At 60.5% G+C, this 22,049-nt stretch carries 25 protein-coding genes; 18 read left to right on the top strand and 7 right to left on the bottom strand.

What is annotated here, in order from left to right:
• Positions 1 to 12 precede the first annotated feature (12 nt).
• The 3 genes from K0V07_RS09100 to K0V07_RS09090 all read left to right on the top strand — a co-directional run bounded on the left by K0V07_RS09100 (position 13) and on the right by K0V07_RS09090 (position 1,917).
• On the top strand, positions 13 to 504 hold the full coding sequence (locus tag K0V07_RS09100) for a hypothetical protein (RefSeq protein ID WP_220621076.1): 492 nt from the start codon (positions 13 to 15) through the stop codon (positions 502 to 504).
• Positions 505 to 588: 84 nt separating this feature from the next.
• Positions 589 to 1,284: a bifunctional demethylmenaquinone methyltransferase/2-methoxy-6-polyprenyl-1,4-benzoquinol methylase UbiE gene (gene ubiE, locus K0V07_RS09095; protein WP_220621075.1), complete on the top strand. Its 696-nt coding sequence runs from the start codon at positions 589 to 591 to the stop codon at positions 1,282 to 1,284.
• Between the two features lie 246 nt (positions 1,285 to 1,530).
• Entirely contained in the window at positions 1,531 to 1,917 is a 387-nt protein-coding gene (locus tag K0V07_RS09090; RefSeq protein WP_220621074.1) for a VOC family protein, read from the top strand.
• Between the two features lie 331 nt (positions 1,918 to 2,248).
• On the opposite strand, the gene K0V07_RS09085 is transcribed toward K0V07_RS09090, so the two are convergent.
• The gene (locus K0V07_RS09085) at positions 2,249 to 2,566 is read right to left on the bottom strand and encodes an iron-sulfur cluster assembly accessory protein (protein WP_220621073.1); all 318 of its coding nucleotides are present in this window, start codon (positions 2,564 to 2,566) and stop codon (positions 2,249 to 2,251) included.
• Between the two features lie 106 nt (positions 2,567 to 2,672).
• Here K0V07_RS09085 and K0V07_RS09080 point away from each other — a divergent pair, with 106 nt between their 5' ends.
• The 5 genes from K0V07_RS09080 (at position 2,673) to alr (ending at position 7,503) form a co-directional block, all read left to right on the top strand.
• Entirely contained in the window at positions 2,673 to 3,656 is a 984-nt protein-coding gene (locus K0V07_RS09080) for a serine/threonine-protein kinase (protein WP_255567926.1), read from the top strand.
• A gap of 60 nt (positions 3,657 to 3,716) precedes the next feature.
• Positions 3,717 to 5,171: an RNA polymerase factor sigma-54 gene (gene rpoN / locus K0V07_RS09075; RefSeq protein WP_220621072.1), complete on the top strand. Its 1,455-nt coding sequence runs from the start codon at positions 3,717 to 3,719 to the stop codon at positions 5,169 to 5,171.
• Positions 5,172 to 5,188: 17 nt separating this feature from the next.
• Positions 5,189 to 5,500 (top strand): hypothetical protein, encoded by a 312-nt coding sequence (locus K0V07_RS09070; protein WP_220621071.1) that lies wholly within the window; start codon positions 5,189 to 5,191, stop codon positions 5,498 to 5,500.
• Between the two features lie 15 nt (positions 5,501 to 5,515).
• Positions 5,516 to 6,178, top strand: coding sequence for a hypothetical protein (locus K0V07_RS09065; protein WP_220621070.1), 663 nt, complete (start codon positions 5,516 to 5,518; stop codon positions 6,176 to 6,178).
• 191 nt (positions 6,179 to 6,369) lie between these two features.
• Entirely contained in the window at positions 6,370 to 7,503 is a 1,134-nt protein-coding gene (alr, locus tag K0V07_RS09060) for an alanine racemase (RefSeq protein WP_220621069.1), read from the top strand.
• A gap of 84 nt (positions 7,504 to 7,587) precedes the next feature.
• On the opposite strand, the gene K0V07_RS09055 is transcribed toward alr, so the two are convergent.
• Complete coding sequence (locus K0V07_RS09055; protein WP_220621068.1) at positions 7,588 to 8,190, bottom strand: hypothetical protein; 603 nt, start codon at positions 8,188 to 8,190, stop codon at positions 7,588 to 7,590.
• Positions 8,191 to 8,288: 98 nt separating this feature from the next.
• Here K0V07_RS09055 and K0V07_RS09050 point away from each other — a divergent pair, with 98 nt between their 5' ends.
• The 6 genes from K0V07_RS09050 (at position 8,289) to K0V07_RS09025 (ending at position 14,190) form a co-directional block, all read left to right on the top strand.
• Complete coding sequence (locus K0V07_RS09050; RefSeq protein WP_220621067.1) at positions 8,289 to 9,779, top strand: DUF1800 domain-containing protein; 1,491 nt, start codon at positions 8,289 to 8,291, stop codon at positions 9,777 to 9,779.
• A 16-nt stretch (positions 9,780 to 9,795) separates the two neighbouring features.
• The gene (locus tag K0V07_RS09045; protein ID WP_220621066.1) at positions 9,796 to 11,040 is read left to right on the top strand and encodes a DUF1501 domain-containing protein; all 1,245 of its coding nucleotides are present in this window, start codon (positions 9,796 to 9,798) and stop codon (positions 11,038 to 11,040) included.
• Between the two features lie 227 nt (positions 11,041 to 11,267).
• Positions 11,268 to 12,113, top strand: coding sequence for a TPM domain-containing protein (locus K0V07_RS09040; RefSeq protein ID WP_220621065.1), 846 nt, complete (start codon positions 11,268 to 11,270; stop codon positions 12,111 to 12,113).
• 60 nt (positions 12,114 to 12,173) lie between these two features.
• Positions 12,174 to 12,875, top strand: a complete 702-nt coding sequence (locus tag K0V07_RS09035; protein WP_220621064.1) for a hypothetical protein — start codon at positions 12,174 to 12,176, stop codon at positions 12,873 to 12,875.
• Positions 12,876 to 12,906: 31 nt separating this feature from the next.
• A complete protein-coding gene (locus K0V07_RS09030) occupies positions 12,907 to 13,503 on the top strand; it encodes a LemA family protein (RefSeq protein ID WP_255567925.1) in 597 nt (198 codons plus the stop codon).
• An 84-nt stretch (positions 13,504 to 13,587) separates the two neighbouring features.
• Positions 13,588 to 14,190: a hypothetical protein gene (locus tag K0V07_RS09025; protein ID WP_220621063.1), complete on the top strand. Its 603-nt coding sequence runs from the start codon at positions 13,588 to 13,590 to the stop codon at positions 14,188 to 14,190.
• On the opposite strand, the gene K0V07_RS09020 is transcribed toward K0V07_RS09025, so the two are convergent.
• On the bottom strand, positions 14,177 to 14,974 hold the full coding sequence (locus tag K0V07_RS09020) for a TatD family hydrolase (RefSeq protein ID WP_220621062.1): 798 nt from the start codon (positions 14,972 to 14,974) through the stop codon (positions 14,177 to 14,179). The two genes, K0V07_RS09025 and K0V07_RS09020, sit on opposite strands and share 14 nt — an antisense overlap.
• Before the next feature lie 152 nt (positions 14,975 to 15,126).
• Between K0V07_RS09020 and K0V07_RS09015 the strand changes: the two genes are divergently transcribed.
• Complete coding sequence (locus tag K0V07_RS09015; RefSeq protein WP_220621061.1) at positions 15,127 to 16,434, top strand: serine protease; 1,308 nt, start codon at positions 15,127 to 15,129, stop codon at positions 16,432 to 16,434.
• 52 nt (positions 16,435 to 16,486) lie between these two features.
• Here the strand turns inward: K0V07_RS09015 and K0V07_RS09010 are convergent, their stop codons facing one another.
• Positions 16,487 to 17,269, bottom strand: a complete 783-nt coding sequence (locus tag K0V07_RS09010) for a hypothetical protein (protein ID WP_220621060.1) — start codon at positions 17,267 to 17,269, stop codon at positions 16,487 to 16,489.
• Positions 17,270 to 17,495: 226 nt separating this feature from the next.
• Here K0V07_RS09010 and K0V07_RS09005 point away from each other — a divergent pair, with 226 nt between their 5' ends.
• From K0V07_RS09005 to trxB, 3 genes are all read left to right on the top strand, one after another.
• Positions 17,496 to 18,386, top strand: coding sequence for a PEP-CTERM sorting domain-containing protein (locus tag K0V07_RS09005; RefSeq protein WP_220621059.1), 891 nt, complete (start codon positions 17,496 to 17,498; stop codon positions 18,384 to 18,386).
• A 246-nt stretch (positions 18,387 to 18,632) separates the two neighbouring features.
• Positions 18,633 to 19,259 carry a peroxiredoxin gene (locus K0V07_RS09000; RefSeq protein WP_220621058.1) on the top strand — a complete coding sequence of 209 codons (627 nt, stop codon included), beginning with the start codon at positions 18,633 to 18,635 and terminating at the stop codon, positions 19,257 to 19,259.
• Positions 19,260 to 19,353: 94 nt separating this feature from the next.
• Complete coding sequence (gene trxB, locus K0V07_RS08995; protein WP_220621057.1) at positions 19,354 to 20,295, top strand: thioredoxin-disulfide reductase; 942 nt, start codon at positions 19,354 to 19,356, stop codon at positions 20,293 to 20,295.
• Positions 20,296 to 20,424: 129 nt separating this feature from the next.
• On the opposite strand, the gene K0V07_RS08990 is transcribed toward trxB, so the two are convergent.
• The 3 genes from K0V07_RS08990 to K0V07_RS08980 form a co-directional block, all read right to left on the bottom strand.
• Positions 20,425 to 20,814, bottom strand: coding sequence for a hypothetical protein (locus tag K0V07_RS08990; protein WP_220621056.1), 390 nt, complete (start codon positions 20,812 to 20,814; stop codon positions 20,425 to 20,427).
• A gap of 231 nt (positions 20,815 to 21,045) precedes the next feature.
• Positions 21,046 to 21,477: a biopolymer transporter ExbD gene (locus K0V07_RS08985; RefSeq protein ID WP_220621055.1), complete on the bottom strand. Its 432-nt coding sequence runs from the start codon at positions 21,475 to 21,477 to the stop codon at positions 21,046 to 21,048.
• A 1-nt stretch (position 21,478) separates the two neighbouring features.
• Positions 21,479 to 21,889 carry a biopolymer transporter ExbD gene (locus tag K0V07_RS08980; protein WP_220621054.1) on the bottom strand — a complete coding sequence of 137 codons (411 nt, stop codon included), beginning with the start codon at positions 21,887 to 21,889 and terminating at the stop codon, positions 21,479 to 21,481.
• Positions 21,890 to 22,049: the final 160 nt, after the last annotated feature.

The following is a 22,049-nucleotide window of genomic DNA, read 5'->3' as shown; positions in this document are numbered from 1 at the left end:
TCCATGTTGCGCGTGATTCTACTTACCCTGCTCGCCCAGCTGTTTTTCACGATGGGGCACGCCGTTGAGCGCGAGATCATCCCCCTGACGCCGGATCAGGCACAGAAAACAGGCATCCGCCTGGGCTTCGAACCACTGAAGGTGCGGCACGGCACCCAGATCTACATCATCGGTGTCGATGCTGAGAAAAAGAGCCGCCGAAAGAGCTTTGATGGGTTTCGCATCGTCATCCAGAAGCCGGGGCACAGCGACGCTGAACTGACCGCCCGCATGTGGCACCAGGAGTGGACGGACGATCTATTCTACACCAGTTTTGAAATCGAGGAGTCCTTTCTCCCCTACCTCTATGTGCTGGTAGACTACGGCAATGACCGCTACGAGGGGGCCTACAGCTACCGCATCCCTGTCCGCCCCTACCTGAGCCGCAAGGCCGATGTCCTGCCTGAGGGCCTCAAGAAAATGATCGCCGACACAGCCCGCCAGTCCGAGGAGAGCGATCAGTAGAGCAACGCCTCAACGCCCCGTAAAACGCCGTGCCTGCGAAAAGGATTTGCCGTCACAGCACGAAGCCTGTTTTTAAACAAGGCCATGCCAGAAGGAGCCGCCATCAGCCGGATGTTTGCCGGGATCGCCAGTCGCTATGACTGCGCCAACCACCTGCTTAGTTTCGGGCAGGACTATCGCTGGCGCCGTAAGCTGGCCGCTATGGTCAAGGCCCGCGACCCTAAGGACGTGGTGGATCTGGCCACCGGCAGCGGCGATGTCGCCTTTACCCTGCGCGAGACGCTCGGCCCCCGCGTCGCCGTCACCGGGCTGGATTTCTGCCAGCCCATGCTCGACCAGGCCGAGGAGAAAAAGAAGCAGCGCCCAGGCACCGAGAACCTGCGCTTCGCCTTTGGGGACTGCATGAACCTGCCTCTCAACGACGCCACTGTCGATGCCATCACCATCTCTTTTGGGCTGCGCAACTTCGAGGACCGCGAACGCGGCATGCGCGAGATGCTCCGCGTCCTGCGCCCCGGCGGCGCGGCCTTCATCCTGGAGTTTTCCCAGCCCTCGTGGTGGATGAAGCCCTTTTACTACGCCTACCTCAAGGGCATCCTCCCGCTCATGGCCCGCATGGCCACCGGTAACCGCGACGCCTACGAATACCTCGGTGACTCGATTGAGAAGTTCCCTGCCCGCCCGGTCTTCGCCCAGCAGCTGCGCGATGTCGGCTTCGCTGAGGTCAAAGCCATCCCCATGACCGGCGGCATCGTCGCCATCCATGAGGCCAGGGCATAGCCCTGGACCCGTGACCCTCTGGATCACAGCTCCCTTTGCCTGAAGCAAAGGGAGAGTCAAAGCGACACCGACCACCATCATCCAGGCCGCTACCCCGAACCGGGAAGCGACTACCCCACGATAAAGAGAAGCAAAGAGCGTTGGCCATCGGATTGGTCCGCGTTGCACGCAAGGGTTTGCAATAAAGCCCGTGTCGCTATACGTTTGCGCTTTCACTAGAAATAACCACTCAGACTTCCCACACCCATGCCTATTTCCTTTGACCACACCCGCATCCGCGTCAGCGATCTCGACAAATCTATCGACTGGTACTGCAAGACCTGCGGCTTTGAAGTGCTCAAGCGCACCGACAAGTCCCCCTCCGGCAACCAACTCGTTCACATGCAGATCCCCGGCAGCGCCCACAAGCTGGAGCTGACCTACTCACCCGACTACAAGGTCGAAGTCCCCGAGGATCTCGTGCACACCTGCATCCGCGTGGACGATGTCGTAGCCCACTGCCAGATGCTCGAAGACGCGGGTATCGAAGTGTGGCCCGGCGACTGGAAGGAAAAGTTTACCCCCGACAACGACCACAAGATGGCCTTCATCACCGACCCCGACGGCTACGAAGTCGAAATCCTCGCCCTTTGATTTCCCCTGGGCTTATGCAGTCCAGACCCGCAGCAGCCATCGGCTGCACTTTCGATGCTGCGCATCGTATCAGCGATTAGTAAAAACAGATTCTCTGTTTTTACTAATCGCTGAGCAGAGCATCCAAACTGGGTCCCACCACCAGAACGAGTCCTGTACCTGTAATGCTAACGCATCACGAATGGCTCCGCTTGGGCGCCGGCATGGGCATGAAATTAAAGAGGGCAGCGAACGCAGTAAGCGATAGGGCAAAGGCCCATGGGTGCCAGCGGGTGCAACCCGTGGCATCCATCCAGATGCGAAGCATCTGCGGTGCAGGGCTACGCCCTGCCTAGCTGAAGCTCTTGCCGCAGCCGCAGGTGCTGGTGGCGTTCGGGTTGACGATGTCAAAGCCCTTGCCGGTGAGACCGTCGTCAAAGTTGATCACGCAGCCGTCGAGGTACGGCATGCTGGCGGCGTCCACGAGCAGGGTCACGCCCATGCTCTCCATCTTGGTATCGCCGTCCTTCTCCTCGTCGAAGCTCATCCCGTACTCAAAGCCGGAGCAGCCGCCCGGCTCGACGAACAGGCGCAGGAACTTGGTGTCATCCTTGAGTTTATCGCGGAGAGAGGAAATACGTTCGGCGGCACTTTCAGTGAGCTTAATCATGGCAATAAGTTTATATGTCGATGGTGGTGGCTGTCAATGGGAGCAAGCAGGTTTCGTGCTCAGTTTCCAAAAAACCGCTTGCGCGGGGCAAATCACCCCCTAGACTATGAGGATTGTGGTAGCCCATAAACGACTCATCGACAACATGGAGTACGAACTCGTCCGCCAGATTGCGGAGGGGGGAATGGGCATGGTCTACGAGGCCCGCCAGCACGGGACCGACGAGTTCAGCAAGGTCGTAGCCATCAAGGTGATTCGCGAGGAGTTCTCCGCCATCGACGAGTTTCGGGCGAACTTCATCGGTGAGGCCCGCCTGGTAGCCGACCTCATCCACACGAACATCGTGCAGACCTACCACCTCGGCTCGATCGACGGGCAGTACTTCATGGTCATGGAGTACGTCAACGGCATCAACACCGAGGAGTTTATCAACAAGCACATGGAGACCAACCAGCTCGTCCCGATCGAGCTGGCGGTATTCATCGTCTCGCGCATCTGCCGCGGCCTGGCCTACGCCCATAACAAACGCGACATGTACGGGCGCCCCCTGGGCATCGTCCACCGCGACGTGGGCCCGAAAAACATCATGCTCGCCTATGAGGGTGACGTGAAGCTGACCGACTTCGGCATCGCGAAGGCCCTGGACCTGATGTACAATGAGGAGGGCGAAGTGATCGCCGGTAAGGACGAGTACCTCTCGCCCGAGCAGGCCCGCAAGGAAATCACCGACGAGCGGGCAGACATTTTCCCCTGCGGCATTGTGCTCTCCGAGCTGCTGCTGGGTTACAACATTTTCGAGGGCGAAATACCCGAACAGACCCGGCACAAGATCGAGTACCTCGACCTGCCGGACTTCACGCGCATGCGCGAGGGCATCGACTCGAAGCTCAACGACATCCTCCACCGCTGCCTGGCTCGCCCCCGCGAAGACCGCTACCAGACAGCCTCCGAGATGCTTACCGCGCTGGAGGTCTACCTCTACAGCGACGGCTATGGCCCCACGAATGAAAAGCTCTCGGTCTACCTGAAGGATCTGTACAGCAGCAAGGGTGGCTCCGCCAGCACCCGCTGGTTCACAGGAAAGGCTTGAGCAACTCTTTAACACTTCACACCTGGCGAGACCCCGCGCCAATGACGACGATTAGCACAGATGGCCAACCAAGGGTTTCAGCAGGTTCAGAAGCAGACGCAGTCGCTGGTGCTCGCACCGCAGCTGCGCCAGTCGCTGAAGATTCTCCAGGCCCCAGCCCTGGAGCTGCGTAACACTATCCTCGAAGAGCTTCAGGCCAACCCGACGCTGGAGGAGCTGCCCATGGAGGGCGTCAGCATCGAGCAGCAGTCTGCCGACCCCGACAGCTCAAGCTCCGAGGACGAGGAGCGCCCCCGCGAGATGGAGATGAGCGACAGCGACTACTCCGTCCTGAGCAACCTCAACGAGGAGTTCCGCGAATACTTCGCCCAGGAAAACTCCGCTGGCTCGTACTCGCGTGATGACGAGGAGCGCCGCCAGCACTTTTTCGATTCGCTGACCTCGGAGACCTCCCTGCAGGAGCACCTCCTGCGACAGGCCGACCTCTCCGAGCTCGACGAGCTTGAGCGCGCCGCCATGGACTACCTCGTCGGCAGCCTCGATGACCGCGGCTTTCTGACCTCCAGCCTCTCCGACCTCGCGCTCATGGCGAACCTGCCGCTCTCCAGCGTACAGAGCGCCGCCGAGGCGCTGAAGAGCTTTGATCCGGCCGGGATCGGTGCAAAGGATTTACAGGACTGCCTGCTGACGCAGCTCCACCTGCAGGGGCGGCACAAGTCCCTGCCCGCCCGCATCATCAAGGACCACTTTGATCTGCTGTTGCGCCGCCGCATCCCGGAGCTCGCCCGCAAAGTTTCCTCCCCGGCCGAGGACGTGCAGGAAGCGATTGAGGAAATCGCCATGCTCGACCCGGCCCCCGGCCGCAAGTTCGGGGACGACTCCAACCGCGTCATCGTGCCCGATGTGCGGGTGGAAAAAGACGGGGACGAGTGGATCATCCACCTCAACAACGACTACATCCCGCGCCTGCGCATCTCCCATGCCTACAAGGAAATGATCGCCCGCGGCATCGTGAACGGCAAGGACCGCGAGTACGTGCGGGAAAAAATCCGCTCCGGTAAGTTTCTCATCAACTCCATCGAGCAGCGCCAGCAGACCATTGAGCGCATAACCCGCGAAATCCTCCGCCTGCAGCACGACTTTTTCGAGGAGGGCGTCTCCAAGCTACGCCCGTTGACGATGAATCAGGTGGCCGAGCTGGTCGGTGTTCACGAGACAACCGTCTCCCGCGCCATCGCCAACAAATTCATCGAAACCCCGCACGGCGTTTTCGAGTTCAAGTACTTCTTCACTCCCGGCTATCAGGGCCAGGACGGGCAGACCTTTTCCAACAAGAGCGTCAAGGACCAGATCGCCCACATCATCGAGGACGAAGAGCCGGCCAAACCTTTCAGCGATCAGGGGATCGTGGCCATCCTGGCCGAAAAGGACATCAAGATCGCCCGCCGCACCGTGGCCAAGTACCGCGAAGAGCTGGGCATCCTCCCCACCAATCTCCGCCGCAGATATAACTGAGACACCGATTGCCTCCCATGTATCACACCACCAGCCGCGACGGCATTACCGAAATCAATCCGACTGACGAACATTTGAAGGAGCTGCTGCTCTCCGTCGGCGAGGAGGAGGGCGACGAGTCCGCTCCCGACGTCTGGCTCACTCACCTGGAGACTGGCTGGTGCATCTCGGTTTTTCCCGGCGGCTATGTCACACTGGAGAACAACCTGCGCCCCGTCCCCGAACGCGAGATGGAAGAGCTTTCGAACCAGCGGATTTTCTCCCTCTGGAAGCTTCTGGCCGCAGGCGATATCGAAAACCTCATGGACCAGCCCTGGAGTAAAAAGTAACCGGCTACGCCGCCCGTGCCCCTGCTTCCTGTGACCCCGAATCGCATTTACCTTTTCCTCGATGCCAGCTCCGTCCAAGTGCAGGCCGGACTCTGGCGCGACAGCCACTGGCTGTCTATTAAATCGCAGGAAAGCCCGGCGCTGGAGAGTATTTTCTCGCTGGTCAAAAGCTGCCTCGTCGAGGCGAAACTCAAACTGGAGCAAGTCGGGGGCTTCATCCACTGTGAGGGGCCGGGATCGGTGCTGGGCATCCGGCTCGCCGCCATGGCCATCCGCTCCTGGCAGGCCCTCCCCGCCTGGGCCGACGCCGAGTCATTGGCCTGCCGCAGTCTCTCTCTCGCCGCCGCGCTCATCAACGCCACGGAACAACCGGAGGAGCCCTTTCACGTCATCGCCGAGGCCCGGCAGACACGCTGGAATTTACTCACCTGTCCGGACGGCGAAATCGCCGAGGTCGAGCCCGAGGTCATCGACGCGCTCGAAGCACCCATCTACCACCTGCGCCAGCGCAAGAGCTGGCACACGCCGCCCGAGCGGGCCGTCCCCGTGCTCAACGATCTCTCCGCCCACCCGGAGCTGCTCGCCTCCCCCGGCCTGCTGCGCTCCGTCGAGGCTCCCGGCCTGTTTCTCGTGAACGAGGCGACTTACCGCACCTGGACACCGGAACGCCACCGCTAGCAGGACAGTGTCCTGCACCTGCGATCCTTCGGATCACTGATGGGGCTTCGCCCCATGATTGCTGGTCCAGCCGGCCCCTGCACTTTCGCCCTGATGGTTAGGCCGCGCAGGCCCGGAAAACAACAAAAAACCCGTCCCGGTCATTTGCTGCATTGCGCGTCGTGGCGGGTCGTGATTAGCTGACGGGATAGATGAAAGCATATCGTTGCTGGGCGGAAATAGACTTGGGCGCACTGGAGCGCAACCTGGGCCGGATACGGGCGGCGCTGCCGCCGCATATGCAGTACGTAGCCGTGGTCAAGGCCGACGCCTATGGGCATGGCATGCCGCGCATGGTCGCCCGACTCATGCAGAGCGGGGCCAGTATGTTTGCCGTGGCCAACGTCTATGAAGGCGCCGAGCTGCGCGAAGTTGGCCGAGGCTGGCCGATTCTGGTTCTCGGCCCCATCCTGCCCGAGGAAGAGCGCTATCTGGCCGAGTATGATCTGACCGCCACGATCTCGACCCCCGAGGAGGTGGACCGCCTCTCGGCGGCTGCAGCCCGCGCCAACACCATCCTCCCCGTCCACCTGAAAATCGACACCGGCATGGGGCGACTGGGCGTCTGGCACGAGGACGCAGCCTCCCTCTACGAAAAAGTCATGGCTGCCGCCGGCCTGAAGCTGGCCGGGATATTTACCCACTTCTCCAGCGCCGACACAGACCCGGCATTTACCAGCGAGCAGCGCAACCGCTTTCTGCATGCGCTGGAGACACTGCCGGACCTCGACACCTCCAAGCTGCTCATCCATGCCGACAACAGCGCCGGGCTGGAATCGCTCAGCCCCGATTCCCCCTTCAATGCCGTCCGTATCGGGCTGCTGCAGTTTGGCTGCCTCCCCTACCCGGATTCTTTCCTGGCCGAGCTCAAACCCGAGCCCGTCCTGAGCTTCCATACCCGCGTCGGCATCACGAAAAGCCTGCCAGCGGGCACCAGTATCAGCTACGGGCAGACTTTTCAGCTGACTCGTGACTCGCGCCTGGGCGTGCTCACTGCTGGCTACGGAGACGGCATCCCCACGACCGCCAGTAACCGCGCCCAAGTCATCATCCGCGGGCACCGGTGCCCGGTACTGGGGCGGGTAACGATGGACCAGACCATCGTCGATCTGACGGACTGCCCCGAGGCGCAGGCGGGAGACCGCGTCACCCTCATCGGGCATCAGGGTGATGAGTGCATCGAGGTGCAGGAGTTTAGCCAGTGGGCCATGTGTATTCCATGGGAGGCGTTCTGCTCGATCACCAAGCGCGTCCCCCGACTCTATCGCACCTCCCGCGAACAATAGCGTCCCACAAGCCCGCCCCTTGTTTACAAAAAAACACCCCGCACAAGGGCGAGGTGTTTTAGAAAAGGTTGTGTCAGCCGGGGTCTAATTTTCCCCTTCGCCCACGGGCAGAGGAGGCAGTGGCGGCATGGCCGGAGCAGCCTTGGCCTCGGGTGCGACTTCACAATCGGGGAAGCCCTGCAGCGCGAGCTCAGCCTGACGCGAAAAATCATTAGCGGTAGCGACAGAGGCTGTCACGCCCCAGCGTGCGAGCGAGCTCCAGAGGACCTGGCCGCTGCCACCGAGCACTTCCACACCCATGCGGGCCATGTTTGCACTGCTGGCCTGATTCAGCGGAGACTCGTAGAGCGTCGGATCGTTGTTCTGCACTCTCAGCTTGCGGTCCTGATAAAAGCTCCAGCTGGGGATCACGGTCATATCGGCATCCTTGTCTGAGCCGACTTCCTGGTAGCCGAGCGACTCGAGCTGCCGAGCGACCATCTCCTGAGTCAGGACAAGCACGTCCTGCTGGTTTCGCGACGAGAAGCCACCGACAGAGCCTGTGACCTCGGCCATGTAAAAGGTCTTCATCGACGCGATTGTAGAGATATTCTCCGAGTTATCGATCGTATCGCAGCCGCTGAAACCCACGAGAGAGAAAAGGGCTCCGCACACGAGCAAACATGAGGTCTGGACCAGGTTGCGCATAGGGTAAATTACGTTTTGCGTTTAAGCGGTTATGAGTTAAAATAAAGCCACATTATCAGTAACTTTATCTGACCGCGCAGGTTATACACTGATTAGCGGTGACTACGAGCATAAAAAACCTTACCCCCCGCCAAGCCTGGCAAACGATCCCCACAGACCAGTGGGGCACGCAGGAGATCCAGCATCTGCTGCGCAGGGCTGGCTTTGCCTCGAACCCGGAGCAGGTCAAAGAGGTGCGTGCACGCGGCCTTGAGGCAACGCTCAAGAAGTGGTTCTCGAAGGCCACCCCGATGACTGAGCCGCAAGAGACGCTCATGGCCTCCGAAGGCATGGTCCAGATGCGCAGCATGATCCGCGAGACAGAGGACCCCAAGGAGAAGAACGAGCTCCGCCGCAAGCAGCGGGAGATGAATATCAACTCCTACCGGGACTATGGCATCCGCTGGCTCCAGTTCGCCCGGCAGCCGGAGTACTCCCCGCAGGAGAAGTATGTCATGTTCCTGCAGGATATCTTCGTGGTGGGGCGGCAGGCGGTGCAGGAAACGGGACAGCTTTACGATCATCAGGCACTGCTCCGCGAGCAGGGGCTGGGCTCCTACCCCGAGCTGGCCAAGCAGGTCAGCCGCTCGCCGGCCATGATCAAGTATCTCAATCTCAACCGGAACACCAAACGGGCCCCGAACGAGAACTTCGCCCGCGAGCTGTTCGAGCTCTTCACGCTGGGCGAGGGCAATTACACCGAGAAGGACATCAAAGAGGCAGCCCGCGCCTTCACCGGCTACCGCTACGGAGACGAGGGTTTCAAGTTTATCCCCAACCAGCACGACAACGGAGAGAAAACCGTGTTCGGGCAAACGGGGAATTTTGGCGGAGACGAGGTCATCGACATTGTCTACCAGCAGGAGGCGGCGCAGACCTTCGTCCCGCGCGAGCTGATCGCGTTCTATTTAACGGAGGACCCGCTGCCAGAGTCCTACGTCAGCGAGCTCGGCCAGCTCTGGAAGGCCCACGGCTTCGACATGAGCTACCTGCTCATTACCTTTTTCAGCAGCCGCGCTTTTTACGCCCCGGAGTTTCGCGGTAACCTCATCAAAAGCCCGGTCCAGTACTACCTGGGCATGTGCCAGGATATGGACCTGGATGTCGTTCCGCTGGCCTCCCGCACGCTGGGCTTCCTCCGCTCGATGGGGCAGGAGTTCTACAACCCGCCCAATGTCCGCGGCTGGGTCGGCGGACGCCACTGGATCAACGCCACCACGCTGGAAGCCCGCCGCCAGCTAACGCGCAGTCTCTTCTGGGGCATCAACGAGGAGAAGCTCAACGCCGATCAGGTCCAGGACATCAAAGCGGCAAGGGCCGAGGGCTACACCCGCTTCAGCATCAGCGGAAAGGAGATGGTGGCCATGTACCAGAAAGGTGCGCCGACGGTCGTCAATGAGCTGTGCTTGCAGCTCTTCTCCAAACCGCTCAACAATGACTTCCAGAAACGACTGGAGGACTACCTCGCCAAGGCTGAAAACGGAAAATACCACAGCACCCGCGATGTCATCCTCACCCTCCTGCAGTGCCCGCAGTACCACCTTTGTTAATCTACTCTGACCGCCCATGAACGACTCCGCACCTCGCTTTCCCCTCACGCGCCGCGAATTCCTCCGCAACTCGGCCGGGGGGCTCGGGCTGCTCGCGTTCAGTAGCTTCGTCCCGGCGTTTCTGACCCGGGCCACAGCCGCCCAGGTCCCCGGAGCCGAGCGAGACCGCAGCATCCTGGTACTCGTCCAGCTGGCAGGCGGTAACGACGGCCTGAACACCGTAGTCCCCTTTACCAACGACCAATACTACAAGCTCCGCCCCAAGCTCGCCATCCCGGCCAAAGAGGTCATCCGCCTGGATGACGCAACCGGCCTGCACCCCTCCATGGGTGAGATGAGCGAACTTTGGAAGGAAGGCCAGTTATCCATCGTTCAGAATGTCGGCTACCCCAATCCGAACCGCAGCCACTTCCGCTCCACCGAGATATGGGAAACCGCCACCGACAGCGATGAAACCGGCAGCAGCGGATGGATTGGCCGCTACCTGGATGCTGAATGCGCCGGGAGCCCCCAGAACAAGACCGGCCCCGATGCGATTCACATCGGCGATGAGATGCCCCAGTCCTGCCAGGCGGAAATCCCGCACAACATTTTTGGGATGCCCGCCCGCGGAGGCATGCGTAAATCCTCCGATGGCGTGATCAGTCTGCTGGAGGGTACCAACTCCATCGGTGAAAATGACGGTAATGCCAGCTACCTCCAGCATACGCTGATGGACGCACTCGTCACCGAGCGGCGCGTCAACGACATCCTTGAGAAGTATAAGCCCATGGCTCAGTACGATAAAAACGGGCTCGCTCAATCCCTCAAGCGCGTGGCCGCTCTTATCGCGGCCGGCATGGAAACACGCGTGTACTTCGTACGCCAGAGCGGCTACGACACCCACTCCGGTCAGGCCAACAAACACAGCCGCCTCCTCAGTGAGCTGTCCAGCTCGCTGGCTACCTTCCAGAAAGACCTGAAAAAGCACGGGCTGCAGGATCAGGTTCTGACCATGACCTTTTCCGAGTTCGGGCGCCGCCCGAACGAGAACGCCAGCGCCGGGACCGACCATGGCACAGCTGCCCCGCTCTTTGTGATGGGCAACCGCGTACAGAATACCCTGGTCGGCCAAGCCCCGGACCTGAGCGTAAAAAAGAATCAGGACCTGACCTACTCCACCGACTTCCGTCAGGTGTACTCAACCGTCCTCAAGAAGTGGATGCAGGCGGACCCCTCGAAGGTCATCAGCCATCCGTTCACACCGCTGAACTTCGTCTAGTCCGCCATGCTGCTGAAACTCACCCGCCGCGAAGCCGCCGCGCTGAGCGCCCTTGCCCTGCTGCTCGGACTCGGCCTGCTCATCGCACTGGCGCTCTAGGTCTTGTACGCAAACTGGATAACCCAGCCTACTCCAGCCAATGATGGCTTCTGCTAAGGGATAGCGTTTTCGGGGCGCTCCGAGGTTCTGTCCTTGCAAGCACGACTGTCCTGCTCCGTGATAGGCCCATGCCTGGCGTCCCCCTGGAGCAACCCCGCCGTCTCTATTACCCGCTCAGCCTGCTGATTTTGGCCGCGACCCTCTGCCTACTTTGCATCGGGCCGGGTCTGCATGCCGCGGAGCTGTGGCAAACGCTGCCGCAGGACAAATCCAAGGCGGTGCATGACTTTGCCAACCTCATTCAATCCGGAGACGAGGCCGCCATCGAGACGACGGCCCGACAGGCCTGGGACGAACACAGCGCGGCCATCGTAGTCGTGACGGTGAACTCTCTCGACGGCGGCCAGATCGACGACTTCACCAACCGTCTCTTTGAAAAATGGGGGATCGGCGGGGCCGAGTACGATCAGGGCGTGCTTTTCCTTGTCGCTAAAAACGACCGTAAGATGCGCATCGAGGTCGGCTACGGGCTGGAGGGCACGATCACGGACGCCCAGGCCAAGCTGCTGATCGACACCGTCGCGGCTCCCGCCTTCCGTCGGAACGACTACAGCGGCGGCATCCGCCAGGTCGTCAACAAGCTCAACGGCCTCATCAAGGGCGACCCCGCCATCCGACAGGAGCTCAACCAGAGCGCTACTGCAACCAGGCAGACGAGCAGGACTTCCCAAGAGCAGATCTATTTCGTCTTCCCTGTGCTGTTCTTCATCTTCTTTTTCATATTGCCCATCTGGGTCTTCAACCGCCGACGTTCCGGGCGTGGGAGCAGTCGCTGGGGCAGCGGTTGGGGTGGCGGAGGCTGGAGCGGCGGTGGCTGGAGCGGCGGTGGCTTCGGCGGCGGAGGAGGAGGCGGCGGCTTTGGCGGCTTCGGGGGCGGAAGCTCCGGCGGAGGCGGCGCCAGCGGCGGCTGGTAGCCCCGCTTTCACTCAGTTGTAATCTCACACTTATACTTCAACAGGACCCTTTTAAACATCATGACACCGGAAAGCTTTACCCAAACCCTGCAAGACACCCTCGGCGAGGAGCTTGTCTCCGTCATCCTGTACGGCTCAGCGGCGCGCGGCGACCACAGTGGCACGCGCTCGGACTTTAACCTCATGGTCACCTGCAAGCGCCTGGACATGGCCGTGCTGGACAAGCTCGCCAAGCCCGCCCAGTCGTGGGTCAAAGCCGGCAACCGCGCCCCGCTGATGTTCACCGAGGCCCGCCTGCAGCAGTCCCGGGACGCCTTCCCCATCGAGCTGCTGGACATGCAGGCGCACTATAAGGTGCTGTCCGGGGACGACCCGCTCAACGGGCTGGTAGTCGAGACGCACCACCTGCGCTGGCAGCTGGAGCACGAGCTCAAGGGCGCGCTCATCCAGCTGCGCGAGCGTTACCTCGCCGCCGGGGGTAAGCCCGACCTGGTCACGCAAACGCTCGTGGGCTCGCTGGCGACCTTCACCACTCTGGTCCGCGCCAGCCTCCGCTGCCTGGGCAAGGAGGTGCCCGCCTGCAACGACGAAGCGCTCGGCGCGCTGGCCGGGGCCATCAGCTTCGACCCGGAGCCGTTCCGCCAGGTCGATGCCATCAAGCGCAAGGCCGCCAAGCCCGGCGACATCCCCACCCTTTTCGCCGCCTACCTCGCCAGCGTGGAACAAATGGTTGATGCCATAGACTCACTCGAAGATAAGTAGGCTACGCAGTCCCTAACCTCTCTATACAGCCATGAAAAAACCCGGATGTGGAATGATCGCCGCCATCGTGGCCGGTGTCGCAATGCTTATCGTGTTCATCGTAGCCCTCTCGCTGATGGGCCGCTACAACAAGCTCGTCACGCTCGACGAGCAGGTCAACGGCTCCTGGGCCCAGGTCGAAACCGTGCTCCAGCGGCGCTTTGACCTGATCCCCAACCTCGTAGAAACCGTCAAGGGCTACGCCGAGCACGAATCGGATGTCCTCACCGAGGTCACCGCCCTGCGCAGCCAGTGGGCCAAGGCCGAGAACGTCAACGAGAAGGCCGAAATCGCCGGGCAGCTCCAGAGCGCGCTCGGGCGCCTCATGGTCGTGGTCGAGCGCTACCCAGACCTCAAGGCCAACCAGAACTTCCTCGCGCTGCAATCCCAGCTCGAAGGCACCGAGAACCGGATCGCCGTGGAGCGCCGCCGCTATAACGAGGCCGTCCAGCAATACAACGCCGCCATCCGCGTCTTTCCCAACAGCCTCGTCGCCGGCATGACCGGCATGGAGCGCCGCGACGAGTACTTCGAGGCCGTCGAAGACGCTGCCACCGCCCCCAAGGTCGACTTTGGTACGGGCAGCTAGTAAAAGCGCCCGACGTCGGCTCTTTACGAGGGCTGGTTAAAGAAAACGATTGCATCCAAAAGCGTGAAACTGCACTTCAGCCCTATGCCTAATCGCCTCATCGCCGTACTCTCGCTATGCCTCTGCACGCTGTCTCCGCTGGTCGCCCAACAGGCCGAGACCACACCAGCATCCGCAGACGAAAGCACTACGCACAAAACAGCGAAGCTCAAAACCGTGCTCGATCAGTACGTCGGGCGCTGGGTTGGCACCTTTGAGATTCTCAACCTCAAGCAGGTCATCCAGACCATCGAGATCGAGCAGCAGTACTGGTGGGATGAAGTGGATGGCGTGACCGTCCTCAAAGGACAGGCAGTCATGGCCTCGATGGGCGACCTCTCCACCTCGACCTCACGCACCTATATTGAAAAAGGGAAGATCTATACAGAAACCGTCCAGGGCACGAACGAGCACTTCTTCCAGGGGATCGTGAGCGAAGATGGTAAACGCATCAGCTGGATTTCGGTCAACGATGACTCGATACTCGGGCGCAAGCTGACGGATAGTTTCTCCGAAGATAGCGAGGGGCAGCTCCTGCTCGTCGATGGCTACGAAGAGGTCTCCATCGGAGGTCGGGTTGCCATGCTGACCATGCGTGGGAAAATGCGCAAGGCCTCCTCCCCCACGCCCGTTCCTAGCTCAAATTAAAGAAAGCTCGGGCGTTCGCGGTCGTAGTCGCGGCCAACTCCTCGGGAGACACCCCCAGCTCCTGCGCGATAAAGAGAGCCGTATCGCGCACCATACAGGGTTCGCAGGGTTTCCCCCGGTGAGGGACCGGTGCCAGATACGGTGCATCCGTCTCCACCATCAGCGTTTCCAGCCCCTGCTCATGGCAGGCTTCACGCACCTCGGGCGCATTCTTATAGGTAACGATACCGGTAAAGGAGCCGCGTCCGCCCCGCTCGCGCAGCTGGCGCATCTGCCTTGCACCATCCACAAAGCAGTGAAAAACGACGCGCTCCCATGGGAAACCGCTTTGATCGATGGCGGCGAGGCTGGCCTCAAAAGCATTACGTGAGTGCACGATCACCGGCATCTCAAAGCGGGCCGCCAGCTCAAGCTGCCGCCGGAAGGCCTTCTCCTGGCGTACGATAAGCGTAGCCGCCTCGGCCGTGTCACTGGGCAGTCGAAAGCGATCGAGCCCGATCTCCCCGAGCGCTACCGGCCGCGGCCCCTGCTCCCAATAGCGTGGCAGCATCTCGACCTGCTCCTCCCAGTCCTCACCGACATCGGAGGGGTGCAGCCCGGCGGCCCAGTCGATGCGGCCCGGATATTGCCCGGCTAGCTGCTGGTAGAGCGGCCAGTCATCGGAGCTGGTTCCGATCGAGATCAGCCGTTCGACACCCGCCTCGGCAGCACGTTTCAGGACTGCGTCGAGCTCGCCCGTGCGGTGAAAACGTTCCAGATGGCAGTGGGTGTCGATCAATTGCATACCCCCGTAACTCTTGAGGCTGAGCAGTCCCATTCCAAGCTTCGATTTCTCGCGTGATCCTCACACACAGCGCGAGCAGGCACAACATAGGACAAAAAAACTTTACCCCATCCAGCGCATCTTTTACAAAATGCTACCGTCCATCCGCTACTATGAATGCCCCCTTGAGAGCCCTTTTTCTGGCCGGAATCATCGCCTTTTGCAGCGGCCAGCTTTGGTCACAGACCGACCGACCGAGCAATGACAACCCATGGCTGCAGCCGAGCAACCCCACATCCCCCCCTGTCGATGACCCTGAGCCGGGCACGATGGAGTGGCTTCAGATCCACTACCCGCAAGTCTACGCAGATGCACTCATAGCAAAGGTGGAGTGGCAAGCACGCCAGGATGGACCAGCCGCCGCACACGCCAGTGCCTCCGGCTTTGATAAAGCCCAGTACCAGCAGGCCCTCGTGCTACTGGAGGGCGACAACGGAACCGGCACTGCCTTCATCTGCAAGGTACAGGGCATCCCCTTTCTGTTAACGAATATCCATATGCTCGCCTGCGCGGGAGCTGGCGACTCCTACGGCGGCGGCTTGCAAAAGCTTGATGCCCGCACGCTCGATGGTCGCAAGCTCACGCTGCAATCGATTTACGGGGCCAGGGAGCATGACCTGTGCATCCTGCGTTTCGCCGAAGAGGCGGACTACGAGCAGGTCGCACTGGAGTTCGAGCCGCAGGTCGCCACCAACGTCAAGCCGGGCGACTTCATCGTCATCCCCGGTAACAGCAAGGGCGGTGGCACCATGATCTGGACCGAGGGCCGCGTCGTCGGCATTGGACCGACCAAGGTCGAGCACGACGCCCCCGTCTACGAGGGAAACAGCGGCAGCCCCATTATCCACATCGACAGCGGCAAGATCATCGGTGTGCTCAGCTACGCAGAACAGGTCCCCATCGAGAACTACTTCGACAAGGAATCGTTCAACAACGAGCAGTCCGCCATCAAGAGCAAGATCCGCTACTACGGCTATCGGATCGACTCGGCAAACGACTGGTACCCCATCGACCTGCCCCGCTTCTGCCGCCAGAACGACGAGCTGGAAAGCTTCCGCACCCAGCGCCAGAACGTCGCCATCTTCCTCTATGCAGACAGCGATGAGTGGCGCGACGATGCGCAGCTCATGGAGTTCATCGACCAGGCCAATGAGCAAGCCCGCCGCAAGTCCATCAGCGACAGGATCGGCCGTGACTCCCTGCGGGAGATCTATGCCACGCTCTTTCGCCAGCTCGACGGGATCATCCATGACGACACCTACCGCGCCTACGTCAAGCACATGCGCCTGAGCAATGCCATTGGTGGTCCGCAACTGACGACCTACTACCCGTACTTCGACGAGATGATCGAGCGGGAGGTCAAAATCCGCGACTACCTCTCCAAGAACATTCAGGAAGCCGAGAAGCGCGTACGTAAGTAGCTAAGTAAATTCAGGCGGCACAACCCAGCCGTTCATCCATGGGCGAGTGGACTCAGTTTGATGGGCGGTAACCGGGGTCGTTGCGCCGGGCGGCCTGGGAACTCCATAAGCGCATGTCGCGCAGCTCCTCGGCCTTCATCGTCTGGACGCTGCCGTCCAGAAAAGCACAGACCGCCTTACCGTCGTGACGGAAGGCCACATTACCGTACTCGCCGGGGTTTGAACTCTCCTTCCAGCCCATACTGGACCATGTGTGCGGAGCCCGCACCTCGTGGTACCCCAGGATGTCATCGTCTACGTTCATCCCGGCGGACGCTCTCAATCCGCCGGATGCAAACACGATGATCGAGTCCTCCATCTGCGATTGACGACTGATGACGTCGTTCTGCTGCTCGACCATTAAGTCCCCGGCACCGTCGACCTTGCCCCCGACGAAGAACATATTCATCCCGAATGCGGGCCAGAGGCTCACGATGTAATCGTGAATCGATCCGGATGTCCCGTACATCTCCTCAATCTGCTCTCGGTTGCCGTTCACGAAAATGGCGCCATCGAGCTCGTAGTTCAGGTAAGGCGCGATTCTGAACGGATACCGGTGTGGAGCCTCGGCGAATGAAACCTGACGATCCCGGTACGCGATCGAGCTGACCGTACGGTCCAGCCCCGGCATAAAGCGCCCGCTGTGATCCTGCGAGTACAGATGGAACCCGCCGATCAGTCGCCGGGCAGCCGATACCTCATTGGACATGTCCGCATAGCTACCGGCCTTATGCACCACCGTGAAGGTGAGACTGGTCAGCACCCCTACCACTGCGAGACAGACAAGCATCTCCATCAGCGTGAAGCCTCCATTTTTGAGACTTTTTTGAGATTTAAGGCACTTCCCGGTTCCAGTCCCGACGGCAGATGAGGCGCGCTCAGCACCATCCAACTCATTATAATTCAGATATATATGATTTTTAAGATTCATTAAACATACCCCATGTTTATTTTTCTAATTCGATATTGACACTCAATCTCAATAATGTCTTTATTGAGAGTCAATCCTATTCTCATTTACTATGAATACACGAACAAGCATCTCATCTACTGTCTGCACGCTCCTGCTGCTCTCTGGAGCGGCCAGCTATGCTCAATACACCGGGATCACAGACGCCATCCCACAAGCCGTCTCCATGGGAGGCGAAACCAAGTACGATGGCTGGTACAACCTGAGCTCGTCCTCCAAGACGAAAACGGTGCATGGTACGGAGCACACCTTCACGGGGAACTCCGGCTATCCGGGATTTTTTGACGCGACAAGCGCATGGCCCGGGGGTATCGGGTCACAGCTCCACTCGGGTGCATCCAGCTCGGCTGAACTCGTCAAGATCTCCAACGGCGCCGCCGGGGGGCCCTTCCCTTCCGGTGACTCGCTCTACTACGGGAGCTTCGGCACCGTGGTGAATACCAACGGGGGGACCGTTGGTGTCGTTGACAGCTCACCGCTCGACGACGTCAACACCCTGGCCTTTCAGGTCCAGATCGGTGAGGCCTGGGGCTACGACTACTACGATGATCCCGAGAATGGCCTCCAGTCCCCCATCCTGACCCTGTCCTATGGGGAGAGCGAGACCATCACGATCGCCCCCACCATCTCCGAGCTGGTGATGGCCGCCTATAACGGCCAAATGGAGATGCCCAGCGGTATGGAGGACGTCTATATCAACCTCTACGCCTACCAGTGGGATGTCAGCGACTACGACGACATCAGCGAAATCTCCATCAGCTTCACTGCTGTCGAGCACGCCCAGCTCTACGCCCTGCAGCTGGACCAGAGCAGCATTGACTACGGTACCACTTCGATACTCCCGGCCGCCGTCCCCGAGCCCTCCACCTGGGCGCTGACGGCTGGAGCAGGCGTACTCGTCTTTTCTCTGCTCCTGCGCAAGCGCCGTTCCATCATGCGCTAGCGTAAAAAAAGCACATACACCACACAACACCGTCCAGCCAGGCGGTGCTGGCAGGCCTCCTCCGAGTTCGGGGAGGCCTGTTCTGTTGTAGGGGTTGCTACCATTCGCGATAGGAGCCGCCTATCGTGCTCATAATATCTTAATATGGTAACAATACCGGCCCCGGCTTGACTCCTGCTGCTTCTCTCATTCGATTCAAGCCGCGCAAGCACTGCTTGCCGGTATAATTACCAAACGCAACGAATCATGTCAGTTCTAGTTGGAAAGAAAGCTCCGAATTTTAACGCCGCCGCCTGTGTCAAGGGGCAGATCGTGGAAAGCTTCACGCTCGATCAGTTCCTGGGGGACAAGTACGTCGTGCTGTTCTTCTACCCGAAGGACTTCACCTTCGTGTGCCCGACCGAGATCATCGCCTTCCAGGAAGCTCTCGGCCAGTTCGAGGAACGCAACGTGCAGGTCATCGGCTGCTCGACCGACACCGAGCAGTGCCACTGGGCCTGGGTCAACACCCCGCGCAAGCAGGGCGGCATCGAGGGCGTCGAGTACCCGCTTGTGGCCGACACGAACAAGACCATCGCCTCGGCCTATGATGTGCTCACCGGCGACTACGACATCGACGTCGAGGGTAACCTCGTGGCCAGCGGCGAGCTCGTCGCCTACCGCGGCCTGTTCCTGATCGACAAGGAAGGCGTCGTGCGCCACCAGATCGTCAACGACCTGCCGCTGGGCCGCAGCATCGGTGAAGCCATCCGCATGATCGACGCGCTCCAGCACTTCGAGCAGTACGGCGAAGTCTGCCCGATGAACTGGCAGAAGGGCGAGGAAGCCATGAACGCCACCCACGAGGGTGTCGCCGCTTACCTCGGTAAATAACCGTTTCGCAGCATGCCTAGTGGCGGAGCTTATGCTCCGCCCGGGCTCGCTGTTTTGACTTCTAACTCTGTTTCACACGCCCTTTATTCACATCATGGAAAACGTCATCATCATCGGAACCGGTTGCGCCGGCCTGACCGCCGCCATCTATGCCGCCCGCGCTAACCTCGAACCGCTCGTGATCGAGGGCACCCAGCCCGGCGGCCAGCTCACCACCACCTCCGAGGTGGAAAACTTTCCCGGCTTCCCGGAGGGGATCGACGGCTTCACTCTGACCGATAACATCCGCAAGCAAGCCGCCCGCTTCGGGGCGAAGTTCGCCAGCGACGAGATCGTATCGGTTGACCTCAAGGGCGACATCAAGGTCCTCAAGTCCTCCACCAAGACCTACGAAACCCGCACCCTCATCGTCGCCACCGGCGCACGCCCGCGCCTGCTCGGCATCCCCGGTGAGAAGGAAATGTTTGGCGGCAAGGGTGTCACCACCTGCGCGACCTGCGACGGAGCTTTTTACCGTGGTATGGATGTGGTCGTCGTTGGTGGCGGAGACTCCGCCTGCGAAGAGGCTCTTTTCCTGACCCGCTTCGCCAGCAAGGTCACCGTCCTGCACCGTCGTGACGAGTTCCGCGCCTCCAAGATCATGGCCGACCGCGTCGTCGCCCACGAAAAGATCGACGTGCGCTGGAACACCGTCCCCGAGGAAGTCCTCGCCGACGAAACCGGTAACATGCGCGCCGTGCGCATCAAGGACGTCATCACCGGTGAGGTTTCCGAACTCGAGTCAAAGGGCTTCTTTATCGCGATCGGGCACATCCCGAATACGCATTTCCTCGGTGACGAGATCCCGACCGACGAGGAAGGCTACATCGTCTCCAACCACTCCAGCGGTGTCCACACGGACCTCGAAGGTGTGTACGTCGCCGGTGACTGCTCGGACCATGTTTACCGCCAGGCCATCACCGCCGCGGGCATGGGCTGCCGCGCCGCCATCTCCGCCGAGCGCCACCTGGCCGAGGCACACGGAGTCGGCGTCTAAGCCACCCCTGGATTTCCAGGCTGAATATCTTTGACGGCGGGTTCACATGAGCCCGCCGTTTTTCGTACCCTGAGACTGGCACCCCCTACTCGCCCATAGTGAGGTTTTGAGGGAACTCTATCGACAACTTTACGCAGCCAGAGCGGCAGCACTCACGCCGAGCAGCCCGAGGATAAGGACGCCGATCGCGATGAATACGACCTGAAAGACCAGACTGAAGATATAGGTCACGAAGGCTTTGCCAAAGGTCACATCGAAGATACCGCCAATGATCAGGACGTTAATCAATACGGCGATCAGCACCCCCAGAATATTACCCAAACCGGGGATAAACGTCCCCGCTCCACCCAGTGCGGTGATGACCAGCCAGGTGATGAGCAGGATGAGCACCGCCCGGCCAAGGGTGTTCTTGTGCTTGGGCACACCGGCCACACTCGCCCCCAGACGCAGGAAGAACGTGGCGAAAAACAGCAGTAAAAAAATAAGCAGGATCGAGACGAGGACGGGGACCAATGCCATATGCCCACCATTTTCCCCAAGCCTCTCCCACTGGCAACCGCAAACTCCGGCTGGAGCAGCAATGATGGGGCTCCGCCCCATCGCTCCTTGCAGTCGCTGCCCCCCGAGGCATAACCCTCGACCCGTGATCCTCCGGATCGGGATGGTTTTTCCGGAAGAAAAGCCATGGGCGGACAGCTCCCCCGTCTTCGCCCCCCTTCCCCAACCTTCAAACGCTCAAACTCTCCGCACCTACTGCGCGAACTGCACATCGTGCACCCCGGCGCGGGCGCAGGCGTCCATGACCTTAACCACTGCCTGATGCGGAGTGCCGTCGGCAGGGGCAAGTGTGACCCTGGCCTCACTATGCGTCGAGGTACAGGCTGCCTGATAGCGCCCGAGCATAACGGCCAACTCCGTGTAGTGCGTGGAGGCGGGGCGATCGTAGGCATAGTCGTTGACCACGGCCTGCCCGTCGTCACGGATTTCGATCACTTGCTCGTCGGGGATGTCCAGCGGAGCCATCGTCTCAACCGTTCCCGGAAGCTCGAAAGAAAGGTCCGCTTCCTGCTCCTCCAGCGTCGTCGAAACCATGAAAAAGATCAGCAGCAGAAAGACGCAGTCGATCATGGGCGCCAGCGGGATGCCCACGCGATCATCGGGTTTTCTGCGCAGCCGGGCCATATCAGTTCGTCTGGACGGTGGCGTAAATGACCTCGCTCACACCGGCTTCGGCACAGGCATTGAGGACGGGGCGGATTTTTCCATAGGGCGTGGTCCGGTCCGCCCGCACATCGACTGCCAGCTGCGGCTGCGCACTCAGGGCGCACATCAGCCGGCTGCTCAACTGCGCCAGCGTGACCTTCTCGGCACCGAGGTACACCGTACCGTCGGCCTCCACAGATACAATCGCCCGGTGAGCGGTGTTGTCGGGGACCTCGCTTTGGGCGGACTCCGGCAGATCGACGTCGCGGGGCTTATCGGCGCGGGCGAGCGTCCCGGCAAAGAGAAAGAAAACCAGCAGCAGAAACACCATGTCGATCATGGGCGCCATCTGAAAATCCGCCTCCGGATGCTCGCGTTTACGCAACCTCATTGCAACAGCAAGCGCACCGCCCTATGCCCCCAAAGTCAAGCCTGGAGCGGCCTGCAGAGTCGTCACAAAGAAATTCCATTCTCCACGCTTGCCACCTGAGATTCCGTTTCATTAAAGCCAGAAACACATGCACACTCACGCGCATACGCATAGCCATTCG

Origin of the sequence: Ruficoccus sp. ZRK36, from assembly GCF_019603315.1 — a bacterium.
Lineage (GTDB): Bacteria > Verrucomicrobiota > Verrucomicrobiia > Opitutales > Cerasicoccaceae > Ruficoccus.
This window is presented reverse-complemented; position numbering and strand designations above follow the sequence as displayed.